General features: G+C 72.5%; 15 protein-coding genes. 9 read left to right on the top strand and 6 right to left on the bottom strand.

What is annotated here, in order from left to right:
* Positions 1-247 precede the first annotated feature (247 nt).
* From ACZ6S4_RS44475 to ACZ6S4_RS44455, 5 genes are all read left to right on the top strand, one after another.
* Positions 248-3,403: a cyclic nucleotide-binding protein gene (locus ACZ6S4_RS44475; RefSeq protein ID WP_465480678.1), complete on the top strand. Its 3,156-nt coding sequence runs from the start codon at positions 248-250 to the stop codon at positions 3,401-3,403.
* Positions 3,404-3,417: 14 nt separating this feature from the next.
* On the top strand, positions 3,418-3,633 hold the full coding sequence (locus ACZ6S4_RS44470; protein ID WP_360821960.1) for a hypothetical protein: 216 nt from the start codon (positions 3,418-3,420) through the stop codon (positions 3,631-3,633).
* Positions 3,634-3,709: 76 nt separating this feature from the next.
* Positions 3,710-4,576 carry a hypothetical protein gene (locus ACZ6S4_RS44465; RefSeq protein WP_465480677.1) on the top strand — a complete coding sequence of 289 codons (867 nt, stop codon included), beginning with the start codon at positions 3,710-3,712 and terminating at the stop codon, positions 4,574-4,576.
* A gap of 71 nt (positions 4,577-4,647) precedes the next feature.
* Entirely contained in the window at positions 4,648-5,847 is a 1,200-nt protein-coding gene (locus ACZ6S4_RS44460) for an ABC transporter ATP-binding protein (RefSeq protein ID WP_465480676.1), read from the top strand.
* Between the two features lie 82 nt (positions 5,848-5,929).
* Entirely contained in the window at positions 5,930-7,321 is a 1,392-nt protein-coding gene (locus ACZ6S4_RS44455; RefSeq protein ID WP_465480675.1) for a chitinase, read from the top strand.
* A 183-nt stretch (positions 7,322-7,504) separates the two neighbouring features.
* Here the strand turns inward: ACZ6S4_RS44455 and ACZ6S4_RS44450 are convergent, their stop codons facing one another.
* Complete coding sequence (locus tag ACZ6S4_RS44450; RefSeq protein WP_465480674.1) at positions 7,505-8,833, bottom strand: serine hydrolase domain-containing protein; 1,329 nt, start codon at positions 8,831-8,833, stop codon at positions 7,505-7,507.
* 185 nt (positions 8,834-9,018) lie between these two features.
* On the opposite strand from ACZ6S4_RS44450, the gene ACZ6S4_RS44445 reads away from it, so the two are divergent.
* Complete coding sequence (locus tag ACZ6S4_RS44445; protein ID WP_465480673.1) at positions 9,019-9,867, top strand: patatin-like phospholipase family protein; 849 nt, start codon at positions 9,019-9,021, stop codon at positions 9,865-9,867.
* Positions 9,864-10,922, top strand: a complete 1,059-nt coding sequence (locus ACZ6S4_RS44440) for a 1-acyl-sn-glycerol-3-phosphate acyltransferase (protein WP_465480672.1) — start codon at positions 9,864-9,866, stop codon at positions 10,920-10,922. Before ACZ6S4_RS44445 ends, ACZ6S4_RS44440 begins: the two co-directional genes overlap by 4 nt.
* Positions 10,923-10,994: 72 nt before the next feature.
* Here the strand turns inward: ACZ6S4_RS44440 and ACZ6S4_RS44435 are convergent, their stop codons facing one another.
* Positions 10,995-11,804 (bottom strand): hypothetical protein, encoded by an 810-nt coding sequence (locus ACZ6S4_RS44435; RefSeq protein WP_465480671.1) that lies wholly within the window; start codon positions 11,802-11,804, stop codon positions 10,995-10,997.
* Positions 11,805-11,933: 129 nt separating this feature from the next.
* Positions 11,934-12,746 carry an SCO4651 family lipoprotein gene (locus ACZ6S4_RS44430; protein WP_465480670.1) on the bottom strand — a complete coding sequence of 271 codons (813 nt, stop codon included), beginning with the start codon at positions 12,744-12,746 and terminating at the stop codon, positions 11,934-11,936.
* 135 nt (positions 12,747-12,881) lie between these two features.
* On the opposite strand from ACZ6S4_RS44430, the gene ACZ6S4_RS44425 reads away from it, so the two are divergent.
* Both ACZ6S4_RS44425 and ACZ6S4_RS44420 read left to right on the top strand, forming a co-directional pair.
* On the top strand, positions 12,882-13,175 hold the full coding sequence (locus tag ACZ6S4_RS44425; protein ID WP_023562166.1) for a 4a-hydroxytetrahydrobiopterin dehydratase: 294 nt from the start codon (positions 12,882-12,884) through the stop codon (positions 13,173-13,175).
* A 79-nt stretch (positions 13,176-13,254) separates the two neighbouring features.
* Complete coding sequence (locus tag ACZ6S4_RS44420; RefSeq protein WP_465480669.1) at positions 13,255-14,400, top strand: FHA domain-containing protein; 1,146 nt, start codon at positions 13,255-13,257, stop codon at positions 14,398-14,400.
* 32 nt (positions 14,401-14,432) lie between these two features.
* Here ACZ6S4_RS44420 and rocD read toward each other — a convergent pair whose 3' ends face one another.
* From rocD to ACZ6S4_RS44405, 3 genes are all read right to left on the bottom strand, one after another.
* Positions 14,433-15,644: an ornithine--oxo-acid transaminase gene (rocD, locus tag ACZ6S4_RS44415; RefSeq protein ID WP_465480668.1), complete on the bottom strand. Its 1,212-nt coding sequence runs from the start codon at positions 15,642-15,644 to the stop codon at positions 14,433-14,435.
* The gene (gene ddaH / locus ACZ6S4_RS44410) at positions 15,637-16,449 is read right to left on the bottom strand and encodes a dimethylargininase (protein ID WP_465480667.1); all 813 of its coding nucleotides are present in this window, start codon (positions 16,447-16,449) and stop codon (positions 15,637-15,639) included. The genes rocD and ddaH overlap by 8 nt, the downstream gene beginning before the upstream one ends.
* A 303-nt stretch (positions 16,450-16,752) precedes the next feature.
* A complete protein-coding gene (locus tag ACZ6S4_RS44405; protein WP_465480666.1) occupies positions 16,753-17,433 on the bottom strand; it encodes a thrombospondin in 681 nt (226 codons plus the stop codon).
* Positions 17,434-17,596 lie beyond the last annotated feature (163 nt).

Raw genomic sequence — 17,596 nt, 5'->3', positions numbered from 1 at the left:
GGGGAGGCATCCCCACAAACCCCCCTTCACGCGGGTGGTAATGCGGCCCCCCCCCCCCCCGGGGGGGGGGGGGGGGGGGGGGGGGGGGGTCCCCCCCCCCCCCCCCCCACCGCACCTTTATGTCCGCTGTGTGGAGTTTCTACTGGCGATCGGCTTATCGGGGGCTCGCCTTCCGCCGGGCTGACCGCCTACTCTCCATTCGCCACAGCAGGTGGAGGCCGACCCCCCCGTTGAACGGAATACAGGCGTGACGTACGTCGAGACCCGGATGAGTGTCTGGGAAGCCCTGGCCGGACGTGCGCCGGGTGAGCCGCTCGGACCCGCCGACCCCGGTCTCTGGGGTGCGGTGGTCGACCGGCTCAACCCCGCGCGGGCCCGGCCGGTGCTGCGCGCCGGGATCGAGGCCGTCGAGCTGACCAGCGTGCGCGGTTCGGCGTACGTGATGCTCCGCTCGCCCGACGACGGCGGCCGGGCCTGCTATCTGCGGCTGACCCCGGACGAGTGGCAGCTCGCGCAGATGATGGACGGCACCCACACGGTGGCCCGCCTCGTCGCCGAGTTCGCTCGTCTCGCCGGCCGGCTCGCCCCCGACCAGGTCCGCCGGGTGGTGGCCGACCTCGCCGGCAACCGGATGCTCGACGAGCTGCCGGTGGACGCGTTCCGCCCGTTGCAGGAGCTCGAGCGCCAGCCGCTGCCCCGGCGGGTCGGCAGCGGGGTGCTCGCGGCGGCGCGCGGCCGCCGGATGCTGGTCTTCGACATCGACCGGGTGATCACCGCGCTCTACCGCGCCGGCGGCCGGTTCCTGTTCACCAAGGTCGCGGCGATCGTCATGGCCGTCTTCGCGGTGGCCGGGCTCGGCCTGTTCGTCTCCACCTGGTGGCGGGGCAGCCAGGCGGTCTTCCTGTCCGGCGGCTCCTACCTGCTCGGCGCGGTCGTCCTGCTGCTGCTCAACCTGCTGGCGCTGGCCAGCCACGAGCTGGGGCACGCGCTGGCCACCAAACACGCCGGGCGGGAAGTTCCCGCGGCCGGCGTGCTCGTCTACTTCGGCATCCCCTCGGTCTTCGTCGACACCACCGACGTGTGGATGGCCGGGCGCCGGGCCCGGATGCTGGTCACCGCGGCCGGCCCGGCCACCGGCCTGGTGCTCGCCGGGTCGATGCAGCTCGTCGGGCTGGCCGTGCCCGCGCTCGGGCCGCTGGCCTTCAAGCTGGCCTTCGCCTGGTATCTCAACGTGCTGTTCAACCTGAACCCGCTGCTCGCGCTCGACGGCTACTACCTGCTGATGGACTGGCTGGAGATCCCCAACCTGCGCGGCCGTGGCCTCGCCTGGGTGTTCGGCCGGCTGCGCGGGCGCCCGCCGGCGTGGGCCGGGCTGGACCGCGAGGGCCGCATCGTCGCCCTGTACGGGGTGCTGGCGCTGCTGTGGGTGGCGATCGCGGCGAACCTGGCGTACCGGATCTGGGCCGACCGGGTCTCCGGGCTGGTCACCGGTCTGTGGCACAGCGGCTTCGCCGCCAAGCTGTTGCTGATTCTGGTCGTCGCCGGGCTCTGCGCCCCGCTGATCTACCTGGCCGTGGGCCGGCTGACCCGCTCCTGGCGGCTGCTGCGCGAGCGGTCCGCCGAGAAGCGCCGCGAGGCCGACGCTCCCCGCCGGCTGGCTGCCCTGCGCGCCTCCGACCTGGGTGGCCTGCCCGAGCACGCGCTGGCCGGCCTCGCCGCCCGGGCCCGCTGGATCCGTCCGCACTCCGGCACCCAGCTCGTCGTCGCGGGCACCACCCAGCAGGCCGTGTACGTCGTGGTCGACGGCGCGGTGCAGGCCCGCAAGCCCGGCGACCCCGGCGGCACGATCCGGCACCACGTCGGCGCCGGTGGTGTGGTCGGGCTGGCCAACGCGCTCACCGGCCGGGCCACGTCGCTGGACTGGCACACGGCCGGCACCACGCTGCTCGCCGTGCCCACCGCCACCGTCGCCACGGTCGTCGGTCCGCTGCCCGGCCCGCCGCCGGCCGACCGTGCCGAGGCCGAGGCGCTGTTCGCCGACACTCCCGCGCTGGCCGGGCTGGCCGGGGACGAGCGGCTCGCGCTGATCGCCTCCGCGCACCCGGTGGATCTCGAGCCCGGCGCGCCGGTGGTCCTGCAGGGCCCGACCCACGCGGTCGTCGTGGAGTCCGGCGTCATCGCCATGCCCGACGGCGTCGAGCTGCGCCGGGGCACGCTGGTCGGTCCGGTCGGCGACGGCATCCCGGGGATGGTCGCGCAGGCCCGTACGCCCGTACGCCTGTGGGTCATCCCGGACGCCTCCGACCTGCCGCCGCTGGTCGGCACGCCCGGCTCCACGGCCGGCGGTCCGGCCGGCAGCGGGCCGGCCGCCGAGGGCGTGCACTCCGCCGGCGTCTACCCGCCGCTGGCGGTGCCGCCCGGTCCGCCGGACGGCACCGAGGATCCCGAGGTGGACCGCCGCTTCGAGCGCCGGATGTGGTGGCTCGTCCTGCTGCTGCTCCTGCTGTCGCTGCTGCTCACCGTGATCAACTTCGCGCCCGGCCCGGCCTGGGCCGAGATGCCCACCGACCGCGCGCTGCTCACCTCGGACCGGGGCACGATCGTCGCGACCGTCGACGGCCGCAACGTGCGGCTGGAGGAGGGCGACCGGCGCTACCTGGACGAGGGCGACCGGGTCATCGTCCCCGCCGGGACCACCGGCCGGCTGACCTTCCAGGGTGGCTCGGCCACCCTGTTCTGCGCCGGCTCGCAGGCCCAGGTCGGCAAGCTGTACACCGACGCCGGACGCCGGCGGGTGCCGCACGGTGCCCTCGCGCTGGAGGCCGGCCGCCTGCTCGCCGACACGGCCAGCACCAGCGGCGCCTACCAGGCGCTCTCCCTGAACGTCTCCCGGCCCGGCGGCCTGGTCACCAACAACGGCGCCTCCTGGTACGCGGTCGAGCCCGACGGCCTGATCGCCGCCACCGGCCGCGTCTCCGTGGACGGCAACCCCACCCCGGCCACCGGTACGGACCTGAGCTGCGGTGACGGCGTCAAGGTGGAGCCGCCGGCCGGTTCACCCAGCCCGTCGCCCAGCGACCAGCCGCTGCCTTCGGACCTGCCCAGCGAGGTCCCCTCCGTGCCGACACCGACCTCGGTGCCGCCGACCGAGGCGACGACCGTGCCCCAGCCGACCGCCGACCCGGTGGACCCGACCACGCCGGACGACCCGGACCCGACCACCACCCGGCCGACGACCCGGCCCACGACGCGACCCCAGACCACGCCGCCCCGCACGCCCCGGCCGACCACCCCGGTGCCGACGACCACCACGCCGCGGCCGAGTCAGACGACCACGACGCCACCGGCGACGACGCCCGTGCCGAGCGCGACCACCACCACACCGCCCATCATCATCGGCTGACGAGGGGAACACACGTGCTCTGCTGGTTCTGTGCCAAGGCGGCCCGGGGGACCTGCCGGTTCTGCGGCCGGGGCGTCTGCGAGGACCATGCCCGCTTCGGGCCGTACCTCCTTCAGGTGAGCCGGTCGGCCCAGCGGGACCGGGCGGAGGCCCTGGTGGTCGAGGACGCCGTCCAGTGCGGCACCTGCCGGCCCAGGCCACAGCCGGTGCCGATGCCGGAACTCGACTGAGCGGCGCGGCCGGTCCGCGGGGAATGGCCACCTCGCCGATGGCGGCCGCTGGACGTGGGCTCCTACCGTGGGCGCCATGAGTGACTTCGACGAGGTGCTGGAGCGGCTGCTGACCGACCCGTCGTTCCAGGCCCAGCTCGCCGCTGACCCGGCGGGCACCCTGGCCGGCTACGTCCTGGACGCCGAGGAGGCCGACCTGCTGCGCCAGCAGGTCAGCACCGATGCGGGCGCGCACACGGCGGTCGTGGAGGACCGGGTCACCAAGTCGAGCACGTTCGGGCTGTTCTCCTCGTTCGGCATCGGTGACGTGGCCGGCTCGGTCGGGCACGGCCTGGTCGACCAGGGGACCGCCGGCCCGGCAACGGTCAGCCAGGGGCTCGGTGCGGCCGCCACGGACGGTTCGGCCGGCCTCGGCGAGTGGTCGGAGTTCGGCAGCGCCACCGGGACCGCCACCGAGGGTTTCGGCTCGGCGCCCGAGGCCTGGGGGGCCGGCGGCATGTCCGCCCAGTCCGGGCTGGGCTCGGCGCCGGAGTTCGCCGCGCGGTCCGGTTTCGGCTCGGCGCCGGGCCCCGACCTGGACGGGCTCCCGGCGGTCTCGGCCCTCGGTGACGCGCCGCGCAGCGGTCTCGGTGATTCCGGCTCGGCGCACAGCGGCCTGGGCGAGCCCGAGCAGCTGGCCCCGCCCAAGGGCTACCACAACCGGGTCGACGCGGACGGCGACGGCCACCTCGACAAGGCGACCTACCGGGGCCGCGAGGGCGGCGGCGCGGAGATCCGGGTGGATCTCGACCGCGACGGGCAGGCCGACTTCGTCGGGATCGACAAGGACCTGGACAACCGGGTCGACTTCGCCGACTACGACAAGGACCACGACGGCGTCTTCGAGAAGCGGATGTTCGACGACGACGGCGACGGTTTCCTGGACCGCACGGTCCTGCACTAGGGGCCTGTCCCGCGGCAGCCGGACCGGCAAAGCTCTGGCATTGATGGTCACCGAACCCGCACCATGGGTGCATGGTGGCGATCGCCGCACGCGGCCTCACGAAGATCTTCGACGATGTCGTCGCGGTGGACAGCGTCGACCTGGAGATAACCCCCGGCGAGTTCCTGGTGGTGCTCGGACCGACCGGCTGCGGGAAGTCGACGCTGCTGCGGCTGCTGGCCGGGTTCGAGGAGCCGACCAGCGGCACGGTCACGTTCGACGGCGTGCCGGTGGCCGAGATCGGTCCCCGCGAGCGGGACATCGCGATGGTGTTCCAGAACTACGCCCTCTACCCGCACCTGACGGTCGCCCAGAACATCGGCTTCCCGCTGCGCGCGACCGCCCACCCGGCCGAGGAGATCGGTGCCCGGGTCGCCGACGTGGCCCGCAGTGTGGGGGTCGCGGACCTGCTCAGCCGCTATCCCGAGCACCTGTCCGGCGGTCAGCGCCAGCGCGTCGCGATGGCTCGCGCGCTGGTCCGCAAGCCCGCGGTCTTCCTGCTCGACGAGCCCTTGTCCAACGTGGACGCCGGGGCCCGGGCGGCGCTGCGTGGCGAGATCGTGGCCCTGGCCCGCCGGCTGGCGGTGACCACGATCTACGTGACGCACGACCAGACCGAGGCGATGAGCATGGCCGACCGGATCGCGGTGCTGCGCCTGGGCGTGCTCCAGCAGGTCGGTCCGCCGGTCGACGTGTACGCGGACCCGGACACCCTGTTCGTGGCGGCGTTCCTCGGCATGCCCCGCACCAGCCTGCTGGAGGCGGCCGTGTACGCCCAGGACGGCGGCGTGGTGCTGGACCTGGGCTCGCAGGTGCTGGAGCTGCCGCCGGGGGATCCGCGTACCGCACGGCTGGCCGAGCACCACACCGAGCGGGTCACCCTGGCGTTGCGGGCGCTGCCGTTGCGGGAGCACGACATGTCGGTGCGGGGCACGGTGTGCGCGGTGGAGAACCTGGGGCACGAGTTGCTGGCCCACGTCGACGTCGGCGGGGTGCCGAGCATCCGGCTGGACGCGCCGGCGGCACCGTCGCGGTCGGTTGCCGCCAGCACGCCGTACGGCTTCTACCCCGCGTACGACCTGGTGGACGCGCCGCCGACGGGTGAGGTGATGGTCCGGATCCCGGTTCCCCGGCAGGTGCGGGTGGGAGAGGAACTGGAGGTCGGGATCGGTCTGGCGGACCTGTTGCTGTTCGATCGGACCGGGCGGCGGATCCGGTTCGAGCAGGCGTGAAAAAAACGTTCACTGGACAGGAACAGTTAACAGTCCTAATAATTGGCCAACTGTCGATACACCGACGTGGAGGCCACCCCCCATGCGCCGTTCACTCATCCTCGCCGTCACCGCCGCTCTCGCGGCCACCGGCTCCGCCGTCTACATAGCCTCGTCCGCGAGCGCTGCCGCCGCCTGTGCCCCGGCGTGGAGCTCCTCGGCGGTGTACGTCAAGGACAACTCCGTCTCGTACCAGGCCAAGAACTACACCGCGAAATGGTGGACGCAGGGCGAGGTGCCCACGGCCAGCGGCCAGTGGGGTGTCTGGGCCGACCAGGGCGCCTGCGGCGGCACCACGCCCCCGCCGACGACCCCGCCCCCGACCACCACCCCGCCGCCCACCACACCACCGCCGACGACGCCACCTCCGACCACGCCGCCGCCCACGACTCCGCCGCCGGTCTCCGGGCTGCCGAAGCACGCGCTGATCGGCTACCTGCACTCGAGCTTCGCCAACGGCTCCGGCTATCTGCGGATGGCCGACGTCCCGGCCGACTGGGACATCATCAACCTGGCCTTCGGCGAGCCGACCAGCGCGACCTCCGGTGACATCCGCTTCACCCTCTGCCCGGCGGCCGAGTGCCCCGGTGTGGAGAGCGAGGCGGACTTCATCAGCGCGATCCGGGCCAAGCGCACGGCCGGCAAGAAGGTGCTGCTGTCCATCGGCGGCGCGAACGGCCAGGTCCAGCTCACCACGACCGCGGCCCGGGACAAGTTCGTCAGCTCGGTCAGCGCCATCATCGACAAGTACGGCCTGGACGGCGTCGACATCGACTTCGAAGGGCACTCGCTGTCGCTGAACACCGGCGACACCGACTTCAAGAACCCGACGACGCCGGTCATCGTCAACCTGATCGCCGCGCTGAAGACCCTGAAGGCCCGCTACGGCGCGAACTTCGTGCTGACCATGGCCCCGGAGACGTTCTTCGTGCAGCTCGGCTACCAGTACTACGGCTCCGGGCCGTGGGGCGGGCAGGACCCGCGCGCCGGCTCGTACCTGCCGGTGATCTACGCGATGCGCAACGACCTGACGGTGCTGCACGTGCAGGACTACAACAGCGGCTCGATCATGGGCCTGGACAATCAGTACCACAGCATGGGCGGGGCCGACTTCCACATCGCGATGACCGACATGATGCTGGCCGGCTTCCCGGTGGCGGGCAACACGGCCAACATGTTTCCGGCCCTGCGGGAGGACCAGGTCGCCTTCGGCGCACCGTCATCGGTGAGCGCGGGCAACGGCTACGTCGCCCCGGCGGGGGTCCAGCAGGCGGTGACCTGCCTGGTCAAGGGCAGCAACTGCGGAGGGTACGCGGTCCGCAGCGGCACCAACCCGAACTTCCGCGGCCTGATGACCTGGTCGATCAACTGGGACAAGTTCTACAACTGGGAGTTCCGTACCAACCACGAGGGCTTCCTCAACGGGCTGGGCTGAGCTTCTTGTCCGGGGCGGCGTTCGGGTCGGGGCGCCGCCCCGCGGCAGCAAAGCAAGATCAAGACTATGTCGTGCCTGGTTGCATGGCACTGACCGTCGCTCCCGCCGAGACCGGGCGAGGGCGGCCAATCGCCTGGCGGCTCATGAGCGGCCACCCTCACCCTGCCAGGTCCGTGCGTGTTTTCAGGCGATGGCGTTGTGGACGGCGACGCGATGGGTGTCCGGGTTGGACCAGGACCAGTTCGGGTGGGCGCGGTTGGTCAGCAGCACCACCACCATGTTGCGGGCCGGGCTGACCAGCAGGGACGTGCCGGTGAAGCCGGTGTGGCCGAAGGTCGTCGGGGTTGCCAGCTTGCCCATGAACCAGGGTTGGTTCATCTCGAAGCCCAGGCCGTGGTCCGCCGTGCGGTTGGGCCGGTCGGCGTCGATGGCTTTCTTGCCCTTGTTGACGTTGGTCAGGGCGGTTTTCGAGATGTCGGCCGAGAGCAGGCGTTTGCCGTTGTGGGTGCCGCCGTTGAGCAGCAGCTGGCCGATGACGGCGACGTCCTTGGCGGTGCCGAAGATGCCGGCGTGCCCGGCTATGCCGCCGAGGTGGTTGCAGACGTCATCGTGGACGGTGCCGCGCAGCAGGCCTCGGGATGAGCGGGCGTCTGTGGCGACGAGCCGGTTCTTGTCCGAGACCCATTTCAAGGGCTGGAAGCCGGTGTCCTTGAGGCCGAGCGGGGTGAGCAGATTGTCGCGCAGGGCCTTGTCGAGGCTCTTGCCGGTGAGTTTCTCGACCAGGCGGCCGAGCAGCATCAGCCCGACGCTGGAGTAGCGGAAGGTGGTGCCGGGCACGCCACCCTTGACCAGCGGGGTGGTGAGCACGGCTTTCCAGCGGGCGGTGTTGTCGGGCAGGCCGGTGACTTTCGCGCCGACGGGCAGGGCGCTGGTGTGGGCCAGCAGCATCGCGATGGTGATCGGGGCTTTGCCGGTGCCGGTGAACTCGGGCAGGTACTGACGCAGCGGCGCGTTGAGGTCGAGCTTGCCCTGGTCGGCCAGCCGCAGCACGAGCAGAGCGGTGTAGACCTTGGTCAGTGAGGCCAGGTCGAAGATCGCGTCGGGTTTCATGACGACGCGTTTGCTGGCGGGCAGCTCGACCGGGCCGGCTTTGTAGCGCAGGGCGTGCCCGACGGCGGTGTGCAGGGTGGTCTTGCCGTCGACCATGACCAGCGCGACGGCGCCCGCGTAGCCGGGGTGCTTCGGGTTGTCCGGGGTCGGCTTCAGATACTTCGTCAGCGTGTTCTGCACGCGGGCCGCGTACGGCGGCGGCGCGGCAGCGCGGGTCTGCGCGGGGGCGGGCCTGATCGCAGCCGAGGTCTTCGACGGGGCGACGGAAACCTGCTCGGCCACCGGCACCGCGCCCGGGCCCGGCTCGTTCCAGCTCGGCCCGCCCGGTTTCCCGCAGCCGGCGAGCGTGGCCGCGGCGGCGGCCAACCCACCCCCGAGCAGCGACCGGCGACGAATATCCACGACGCCGATGATGGCACGCCCGGGCCGCCCGCATGTACCCCGCTCGGTCCTGCCAGCACGCAGATGTCATCGGCGGGAGCGACGGCCGGTGCCATGCAACCAGGCACGACATCGCCTTGATCTTGCCCTGATCCGGCCTTGATCTTGCTCTTCGGTCTGATCCCCGCCCCCGCTACCCTGGGTCGATGAACACCCCGGTCGCTTTTGTCCTCGGGGGCGGTGGCGTGCTCGGCGCCGTGCAGGTGGGCATGCTGCGCGCCCTCTTCCGGGCGGGCTACCGGCCCGACGTCGTGGTCGGCACCTCCATCGGCGCGGTCAACGGCGCGCTGGTCGCCGCCGACCCCACCGAGGCGGTCACCGAACGCCTGGTCCGGCTCTGGTCGTCGCCCGAGGCCGCCGAGGTGTACGGCGACTCGCTCGCCCGTCAGCTCCGCCGCTTCGCCGCCCGCACCCACCTGCACTCGCCGCTGCCGTTGCGCCGCCTGCTCACCGGTGAGCTGGGTGAGCAGTCCAGCTTCGCCGACCTCAAGGTGCCGTTCCGGTGCTGCGCGGCCAGCATCGAACGCGCGGCCGAGCACTGGTTCGACAGCGGTCCGCTGGTCGACGCCGTGCTGGCCTCGTCGTCGGTGCCCGGGCTGCTGCCACCGATGGAGATCGACGGGGAGCATTTCGTCGACGGCGGCATCGTCAACTCGATCCCGATCGGGGAGGCCGTGCGGGTCGGCGCCAAGCAGATCTTCGTGTTGCAGGTCGGGCGGATCGAGCGGCCGCTGGTGGTGCCGAAACGGCCGTGGGAGGTGGCCCAGGTGGCGTTCGAGATCGCCCGGCGGCACCGGTTCGCCCGCGATGTTGCGTCGCTGCCCGACGATGTACGGGTGCATGTCTTGCCGACCGGCGGTGGCGACAGCCGCGACGACTCGCCGTGGGCGTACCGCGACATGGCGGCCGCGGGTCGCCGGATCAGCCGCGCCTACACCGCCTCGCGCCGTCACCTCGCGGCCAACGTGACCCCCGCCTCCGCCGACGGTTCGTGATGCTGCCACCCGTCTGGGTCCGCCGGCTGGTCATCGCCCCGGCCGTGGTCGTGCTGTCCGTCGCGCTGCTGGCCACGCTGCCGGTGTGGCTGATCCTGGCCCTGGCCGCCTCGCCGCTGGTGCCCGGGCATCTGCGGGTGCCGCGGCTGGTGTTCCTGGCGATCGCCTACCTGGTCTGGGACGCGGCCGCGCTGGTGTGCCTGGCCGGGCTCTGGCTGGCGTCGGGTTTCGGGTGGAAGATCCGGAATCCGGCCTTCCAGCGCGCCCACTACGTGCTCACCGGCTGGTTCCTCGACGTGCTGTTCTGGCTGGCCCGCTGGTCGCTGCACCTGAGCATCGACGTGGTGGGCACCGACCCGGACACCGGGATGCCGGGGCGCCCGGAGGTCGTGGTGAGCCGGCACGCCGGGCCGGGCGACTCGTTCGTGCTCATCCACGGCCTGGTCAACTGGTTCGACCGGGAGCCGCGGATCGTGCTCAAGGCGTCCCTGCAGTGGGACCCGGCGGTCGACATCCTGCTCAACCGCCTGCCGAACAGGTTCATCTCGCCCGGCCACACCCGTACGGCGTCGCTGGAGCAGGAGATCAGCGACCTGGCCACCGGGCTGGACGACAACGACGCGTTCGTGATCTTCCCGGAGGGCGGCAACTTCACCCCGCGCCGGCGCACCAAGGCGATCGCGTTCCTGCGGGCCAAGGGCATGGAGGACATGGCGGTCAAGGCCGAGGGGCTGCGCCACGTGCTGCCGCCCAAGCCGGGCGGGCTGTTCACCGCGATCGACGCCGCACCGGACGCGGGGGTCATCTTCGTGGCGCACACCGGGCTGGACCGGATGATCACCATCCGGGACGTGTGGCGTGAGCTGCCGATGGACAAGCAGCTGGTGATGCGGTTCTGGAGCGTGCCGCCGGAGGACGTGCCGGCCGGCGAGGAGGAACGGGTGGCCTGGCTCTACGAGTGGTGGGCACGCATCGACGCCTGGATCGAGGAGAACCGGCCGCGGCCGCGCCCGCTGGGCACCGACTGGGCCGCCCGGCGTACGCCCGCGGCCTGAGCACGTCTGCGGCCTGAACTGAGGAAGGCCCGGACGCGGCAGCGTCCGGGCCTTCTCATCGATCGGTGTCGGTCAGCCACCCAGGCTGGTGTACAGGCTGTCCGGCGCCTCGGTGGTCTCACCGGCGGCCGGCTTCTGCGCCTCGACCTTGATGCCGTAGTCGGTGTAGAGCACCTCGAGCGGCTGGGCCTGCTGGCCGTTGACCGCCGGGAGCTGGATCGTCAGCGCCGACAGCCGGCCCTGCTCGTCCAGGCCCGCGGTGAACGGCACCTTCTGCGCCTGCGCGCCCCAGGTCTTGACCAGCGTCTGGTCCACGCCCGCCACGCCGGCGGCCTTGGTCAGATCAAGCGTGCCTTTGTAGCTGCGGGCGTCGACCTGCTGCACGTCGGTGGTCGAGGTGAGCAGCTGCGCGGTGTTGGCCGGGTCGATCTGGCCCGGGCGCAGGCCCACGTTGGCGCCCTCGGGCAGCCGGGACACGTCCACGTGGGTCCAGGTGGTGCCCTTGGTGACACCCGGGACCTTCACGTAGAGGTCCTGGCCGACCAGCAGGGTCTGCACCTTGACCTCGGTGTTGGGCCCGGTGACGGTGAGGTCGGCGGTGCCGGTGCCGTTCGGGGCGTCCATCAGGCCGGTCAGCTTGAGGCCGGGACCGGAGGTCATGGTGACCTTGAAGCTGGTGGTGCCCAGCGTGGCGGTGGCCGTGGCCAGCGCGGCGGCGGCGGTCGCGTCGGGGCTGGCCGCGACAGCGGACGCGCTGGGGGTGTCCGTCACCGGGGCGCTGGCGCCCGGGGTGCCGTCGCTGTCAGCCGTGCAGCCGGTCATCGCGAAAGCGACCGCGGCCATGGATGCGAGGCCGAGTCCGGCGAGTCGTGGCGTCCGCATGTCGGTCCTTCCTTGCCCTGCCGTGCGTCCGGGGGTGACGAACGGTCGGGGGTGGATTGCCCGATGGGACCGAAGCGCAAACGGACCCCGGGCCGGGCCGGTGTGCACCGGCCCGGCCCGGGGGACGCATCAGTTGTTGAGCATGCCTGCGAGCTCCGACGGGAGCTCCTGGACCTGGGCGGCCGGCGGGGCCGCGACGGAGACCTTGGTCCCGAAGTCCGAGTAGGTCGTCTTGACCTTGCCGCCGCCCGGCATGGCCCCGGCGCCGGACGAGGCGCCCAGCCCGCTCATGTCCAGCGTCAGCTCGACGAGGCGGCCCTGGCCGTCGGTCCTGGCCGTGAACGGCACCAGCGTGTTCCCGCCGAGCGCCTTCAGGGCGTCCTTCTTGTTGTACGTCGGCGACTTGGCCAGGTCGAGCGAGCCCTGGTAGCCGTTCGCGCCGGTCCGCTCGACCTTGGTCATCGCGGCGACCATCGCCTTGGTGCCGGCCGGGTCGTCCGGGGACATCACGTTGAAGCTGCTGCCCGCGGGGAGCTTCGCCGCGTCGACGTGCATCCACTCCTTGCCGCTGCTGCTCTGACCGCCGAGCATCTGGCCCACCGCGCCGCCGAACTTCATGAAGACGTCGGTGCCGACCTTGCGCAGCTCGATCTTGTTGCCGTCGCCCAGCGCGCCCATGTCCATGGTCATCCGGGCGTTGCCGGCCTTCGGGTCCGCCTCGCCGGAGGCGGTGATCGCGCCGACCATCTCCATCTCGAAACGTAGGCTCTGCTCGCCCAGCTTCTGCGCCGCGGCGGTCAGCTCGGCTGCCGGCTCCGCCTGCTCGGCGGCCGCGGCCGTGCTGCTGCCGGGCTGGGCCACGCTGTCGGCGGGACCGCAGCCGGTGAGCCCGAGAGCGGCAACCAGGGCGAGACCAGCGATCGCCGGTCGTCGATTCCTCATGGGTTTCCTCCCCGTTGTGCCCGCCCCGGTCTCCCGGGCTCCGGGCGTCAAGTCGGCGCTCACGGTAGCGAACGGGTGCGACATCCTCGTCCGAGGCGTCATGGCCGGGGGGCGCGCGGGCATTAAGGTTGTCTCATGGCTGACCTGCTCGACGCCGATTCCGTACGCAGTGCCGTGGCCGTCCTCGACGGCTGGGAAGGCGGGACGGACGCGATCGTACGCACCGTGGGCCTGCGCAGCTTCCCGGCGGCGATCGCCGTCGTCGACCGGGTCGCGAAGGTCGCCGAGGAGATGGACCACCACCCCGACATCGACATCCGATGGCGCACGCTGACCTTCCGCTGTGTCACGCATGCGGCCGGCGGGGTCACCACGCGTGACATCGCCCTGGCCAACCGCATCGACCGGATCCTCGCCGACGCCTCCTGAGCGCCCTGATTCGCCGCCCGCGGGCACCAGACGGCATGATGGCCGGAGGTAGCCGCACGCGCACGTACAGGGAGGCCCCGTGAGATTCGAGGTCAGCAAGGTCCTCGACGCGATCGAGGCCCGGCTCACCACCGACCCGGCCCTGGCCCGCGCCGTGGTCGACCTGTCGGAGATCGTGCGCTACGCCGATCTCGACGGCGGTCGCCCGGCCAGCATGCTGCGCCTCGGCCTGGTCATCGACGCGCTCGGCCGGCACGTCTCGGAGGAGAACGTCCCGGTCTACGCGGTGGTGCCCCGGGGCCTGCTCTCCGACGCGGACCTGACCTCCAACGAGCGCATGGTGGTCCGCCGCTGGGCGGACGACGGCGTGGTCGAGGTCGTCCCGCAGCTCGACGACCGGGTCCTCGAGGTGGCCGAGCTGCTGGGCCTGCCTGTGCTGACCCGCACCCGCGCCGAGCAGTTCCGCGACCGCCGGCCGTGGGTCGAGGAGCCGGGGCGGCTGCTGGCCGCGGTGCCGGGGGCCGGTGGCCCGGTGCTGGTGGCCCGGATCGGTCGCGGGGAGGTGCCCGCGGTCGCCGAGCCCTCCCCGATGGGCGCGAAGCTGCTGGCCCGGGTGTGGAGCTGCCCCGAGGCCAACTGCAACGCGTACGGCTCCGGTGGCGACCCGGACAGCCCGTTCGCCGACATGCGCAAGACGACCGCCCCCGTGGCCCAGCCGCCGCCGTCGCTGCGGTCCGGCGCCCCGACCTGCCCGCGGCACGGCACCCGGCTGCGGGACGCAGGCTCGCGCCCGGCGGTCGAGGTGCTGTCGGTGCGCATTGACGGCGTGGTGCGCCAGCGCTTCGTGGTCTCGACCGACAAGCCCGTCGTGGTCGGGCGCGCGCCCGAGGGCGGCGGCGTGATGCTGGGCCAGTGGCTCACCGACGACGCCCGGAAGTGGATCAGCCGCGGTCACGTCCGGCTGGCGCTGAACGGCGGCGAGCTGACCGCCCAGGACGTCAGCACGAACGGCACGGGCATCCGCCCGGGCGGCTCACTGGACGACGACGACCGGATCACCCTGAACCGCGACGAGACCCGCACCCTGGCGGCCAACGACGTGGTGGAGCTGTACGCGGGCGTGAACGTGGGCCGCGCCAAGCTGTGGGCGACCGGTGGCGTGACGCAGCCGTCGTCGGTCATGGCGGAGGCCCCGACGATGGCGATCCGCAAGTTCGAACGCTGAGGGGAGGCGGGCTCCCGCCTCCCCCGTCACGCTCAGGCCAGGATCGCGGCCAGCTGCGCCACCGCGTGCTCCAGGTCCTCCTCGGTGACCACCAGGGGCGGGGCCAGCCGGATCGTCGAACCGTGGGTGTCCTTGGCCAGGATGCCGCGCGCGGCGAGCCGCTCCACGGCCTGCCGGCCGGTCATCAGCGCCGGGTCGATGTCCACCCCGGCCCACAGCCCGCGTCCGCGGACCGCCAGCACGCCGTGGCCGACCAGAGCCGCGAGCCGTTCGTGCAGCAGCGCGCCCAGTCGCTCGGAGCGCTCCTGGAACTCGCCGGTGGCCAGCAGCCGGACCACCTCGGCGCCGACCGCGCAGGCCAGCGGGTTGCCGCCGAACGTCGAGCCGTGCTCGCCCGGCTTGAGCACGCCGAGCACGTCCCGGTTCGCCGCCACGGCCGACACCGGCACGATGCCACCGCCGAGCGCCTTGCCCAGCAGGTACATGTCCGGCACGACCCCTTCGTGCTCGATCGCGAAGGTCTTACCGGTGCGGCCGAGGCCGGACTGGATCTCGTCGGCGATGAAGAGCACGTTGTGGTCGTCGCAGAGCGACCGGACGCCGGCGAAGTAGCCCTCGCCCGGGATCAGCACCCCGGCCTCGCCCTGGATCGGCTCGAGCAGCACGGCGACCGTGTTCGGGGTGATCGCGCCGGCCAGTGCCGCCAGGTCGCCGTACGGCACGATCTTGAATCCGGGGGTGTACGGCCCGAAGTCGTTCCGCGCGTCCGGATCGGTGGAGAAGCTGATGATGGTCGTGGTGCGCCCGTGGAAGTTGCCGTCCGCGACGATGATCTCCGCCTGCCCGTCCGGTACGCCCTTGACCTGGTAGCCCCATTTGCGGGCGACCTTGATGCCGGTCTCCACGGCCTCGGCGCCGGTGTTCATCGGCAGCACGAGGTCCTTGCCGCAGAGCTCGGCCAGCCCGTGACAGAAGTCGGCGAACTGGTCGTGCACGAACGCCCGGCTGGTCAGCGTGAGCCGGTCGAGCTGGGCGTGCGCGGCGGCGATCAGGCCGGGGTGCCGGTGGCCGAAGTTCAGCGCCGAGTAGCCGGCCAGGAAGTCCAGGTAGCGGCGGCCGTCGACGTCGGTGACCCAGGCGCCCTCGGCGTCGGCGATCACCACGGGCAGCGGGTGGTAGTTGTGGGCGGTCCAGCGCTCGGCGTCGGCCAGGGCGGCGGGTGTCCGCAGGTCCAGATCAGTCACGGGTACGAACCTCCAGGGTGCAGCACTTCGGGCCGCCGCCGGCCTTGCGCAGCTCGGAGACGTCGACCCCGACGGTGGCGTAGCCCCGCTCCCGCAGCGCGGCGGTGAGCGCGGTGGCCTGCACCGGCAACACCACGGTACGGCCGTCGCTGACCGCGTTGAGACCGAGCACCTCGGCGTCGGCCGGGGTGGCGATGACCGCGTCGGGGAACAGCCGGCGCAGCACGGCCTGTGAGCCGGGGGAGAACGCCGACGGCAGGTAGGCGATGTTCCGCTCGTCCAGCACGCAGAGGGCGGTGTCGAGGTGGTAGTAGGCCGGGTTGACCAGCTGCAGGGTGATCACCGGGCGGCCGAAGACCTCCTGGGTCTGGGCGTGCGCGGCGTGCGAGGTCCGGAAGCCGGTGCCGGCCAGCAGCACCTCGCCGGCGAGCAGGATGTCACCCTCGCCCTCGTTGGTGTGCTTGGAGTCGAAGACCTCGAAGCCGTTGTTCTGGAACCAGGCGGCGTACGCCGGGGCCTCGTCGGCCCGCTCGGCGTCGCGGAACTGCACGGCGAGCACCTTGCCGTCGACCACGGTGGCGCCGTTCGCGGCGAAGACCATGTCGGGCAGGCCGGGCAGCGGCTCGATCAGCTCGACGGTGTGGCCGAGGTCGAGGAACGTCTGCCGCAGGTGCTCCCACTGACTGACGGCCAGAGCGTTGTCGTACGGCGCCGTCGGGTCCATCCACGGATTGATCCGGTACGTGACCGCGAAGTGGGTCGGCCGGCACATGAGATAGCGGCGCGGGGTGGCGGTGGGCGTCATGACGGCAACGCTATGCGCGAAGTGCCTGCGTACGCCCCGGAACAACCATGCGCGCGGCGGCGGATCGTTGCGTCATCGGGGGTGCGGGCGAAGATTCGTTGCACATGCGTCGGGGGCGGCGAACCGCCGCCCCCGCACAACGATGCGGTCCCGTCCCGAAGCGGCCGAGGTGATCGTCCGTTCGCGAGTGTTTCCGCGCTGTCCGGCGCACCGCCGGATGATTTCGGGGCGGGACGGCTGGTGACCGTCCCGGTTCCGAGATGCACCGGCGGCGAATCGCCGCCGGTGAATGTCTGATACCCGTCAGAAGCGGTCGATAAACTGTGCGTCAAGCCACTCTCGGACGCTGGTGACCGGCTGCATGTCGGTGCCGAGCCAGGAGAGCGAGCCGGTGAGGGCCAGCACGCCGACCACGATCGCGCCCAGCGACAGGATCATGCCGATCAGGGCGTCGGTCTTGCCGGCGATGTGCCGCTTGCCGGTGGCGTGGATGCCGCTCAGCGACAGGATCAGGCCGAGCACGGCCAGGCCGATGCCGTAGCCCAGCAGCGGGCCGGAGAGCACGAGCAGGGCGGCCACGACGCTGACGATCAGGCCCAGGGTGGCGAGCAGGCTGGCCCGCGGCTTCGGCCCGGCGACGACCGGCGGCTGCTCGATGGTCTTCTCGTCGCCCCGGTCGAAGCGGTCGGCCCCGTCGAAGCGGTCGCCCCGGTCGGTGCGGGCGGCGACCGGCCGGGGGGCCTGCAGGTCGCGGCTCTTCAGGTCGTCGCGGGTCTTCGGCTCGTGGCCGACGGCCTGCTGGTTGACCAGCGTGTCCTCGTCGGCGGGCCGGCGGCGCTCCACCACGGGCGGCGCGGCGGGCGGCGGTGTCACGCTGGCGTCGGTGCGCGGACGCACCGGAGTCGTGGCGCTGGTCGCGCCGGCCGGACGCGCTTCGGTCTCGGCGGTGGTGTCGGACTGGCGCGAGAACGTCGGAAGTCTCATCGTCAGCACCTCCTTCAACCTTCGGGGATGCCCTCGCTATACCCCGATGGCCGGACCGCGACACAAACACGGCGGCGGGGGGGGGGGGGGGGGGGGGGGGGGGGGGGGGGGGGGGGGGGGGGGGGGGGGGGGGGGGGGGGGGGGGGGGGGGGGGGGGGGGGGG

It is taken from the genome of Actinoplanes sp. NPDC051405 (genome assembly GCF_055586185.1).
Note: the sequence above shows the minus strand (reverse complement) of the source record. Positions and strands in the feature narration are given on the sequence as shown.

Coding starts and splice junctions, on each gene's coding strand:
- ACZ6S4_RS44465 (WP_465480677.1), top strand. CDS start 3,710: ATGAGTGACTTCGACGAGGTGCTGGAGCGGCTGCTGACCGACCCGTCG.
- ACZ6S4_RS44405 (WP_465480666.1), bottom strand. CDS start 17,433: ATGAGACTTCCGACGTTCTCGCGCCAGTCCGACACCACCGCCGAGACC.
- ACZ6S4_RS44460 (WP_465480676.1), top strand. CDS start 4,648: ATGGTGGCGATCGCCGCACGCGGCCTCACGAAGATCTTCGACGATGTC.
- ACZ6S4_RS44435 (WP_465480671.1), bottom strand. CDS start 11,804: ATGCGGACGCCACGACTCGCCGGACTCGGCCTCGCATCCATGGCCGCG.
- ACZ6S4_RS44455 (WP_465480675.1), top strand. CDS start 5,930: ATGCGCCGTTCACTCATCCTCGCCGTCACCGCCGCTCTCGCGGCCACC.
- ddaH (WP_465480667.1), bottom strand. CDS start 16,449: ATGACGCCCACCGCCACCCCGCGCCGCTATCTCATGTGCCGGCCGACC.
- ACZ6S4_RS44425 (WP_023562166.1), top strand. CDS start 12,882: ATGGCTGACCTGCTCGACGCCGATTCCGTACGCAGTGCCGTGGCCGTC.
- ACZ6S4_RS44445 (WP_465480673.1), top strand. CDS start 9,019: ATGAACACCCCGGTCGCTTTTGTCCTCGGGGGCGGTGGCGTGCTCGGC.
- ACZ6S4_RS44430 (WP_465480670.1), bottom strand. CDS start 12,746: ATGAGGAATCGACGACCGGCGATCGCTGGTCTCGCCCTGGTTGCCGCT.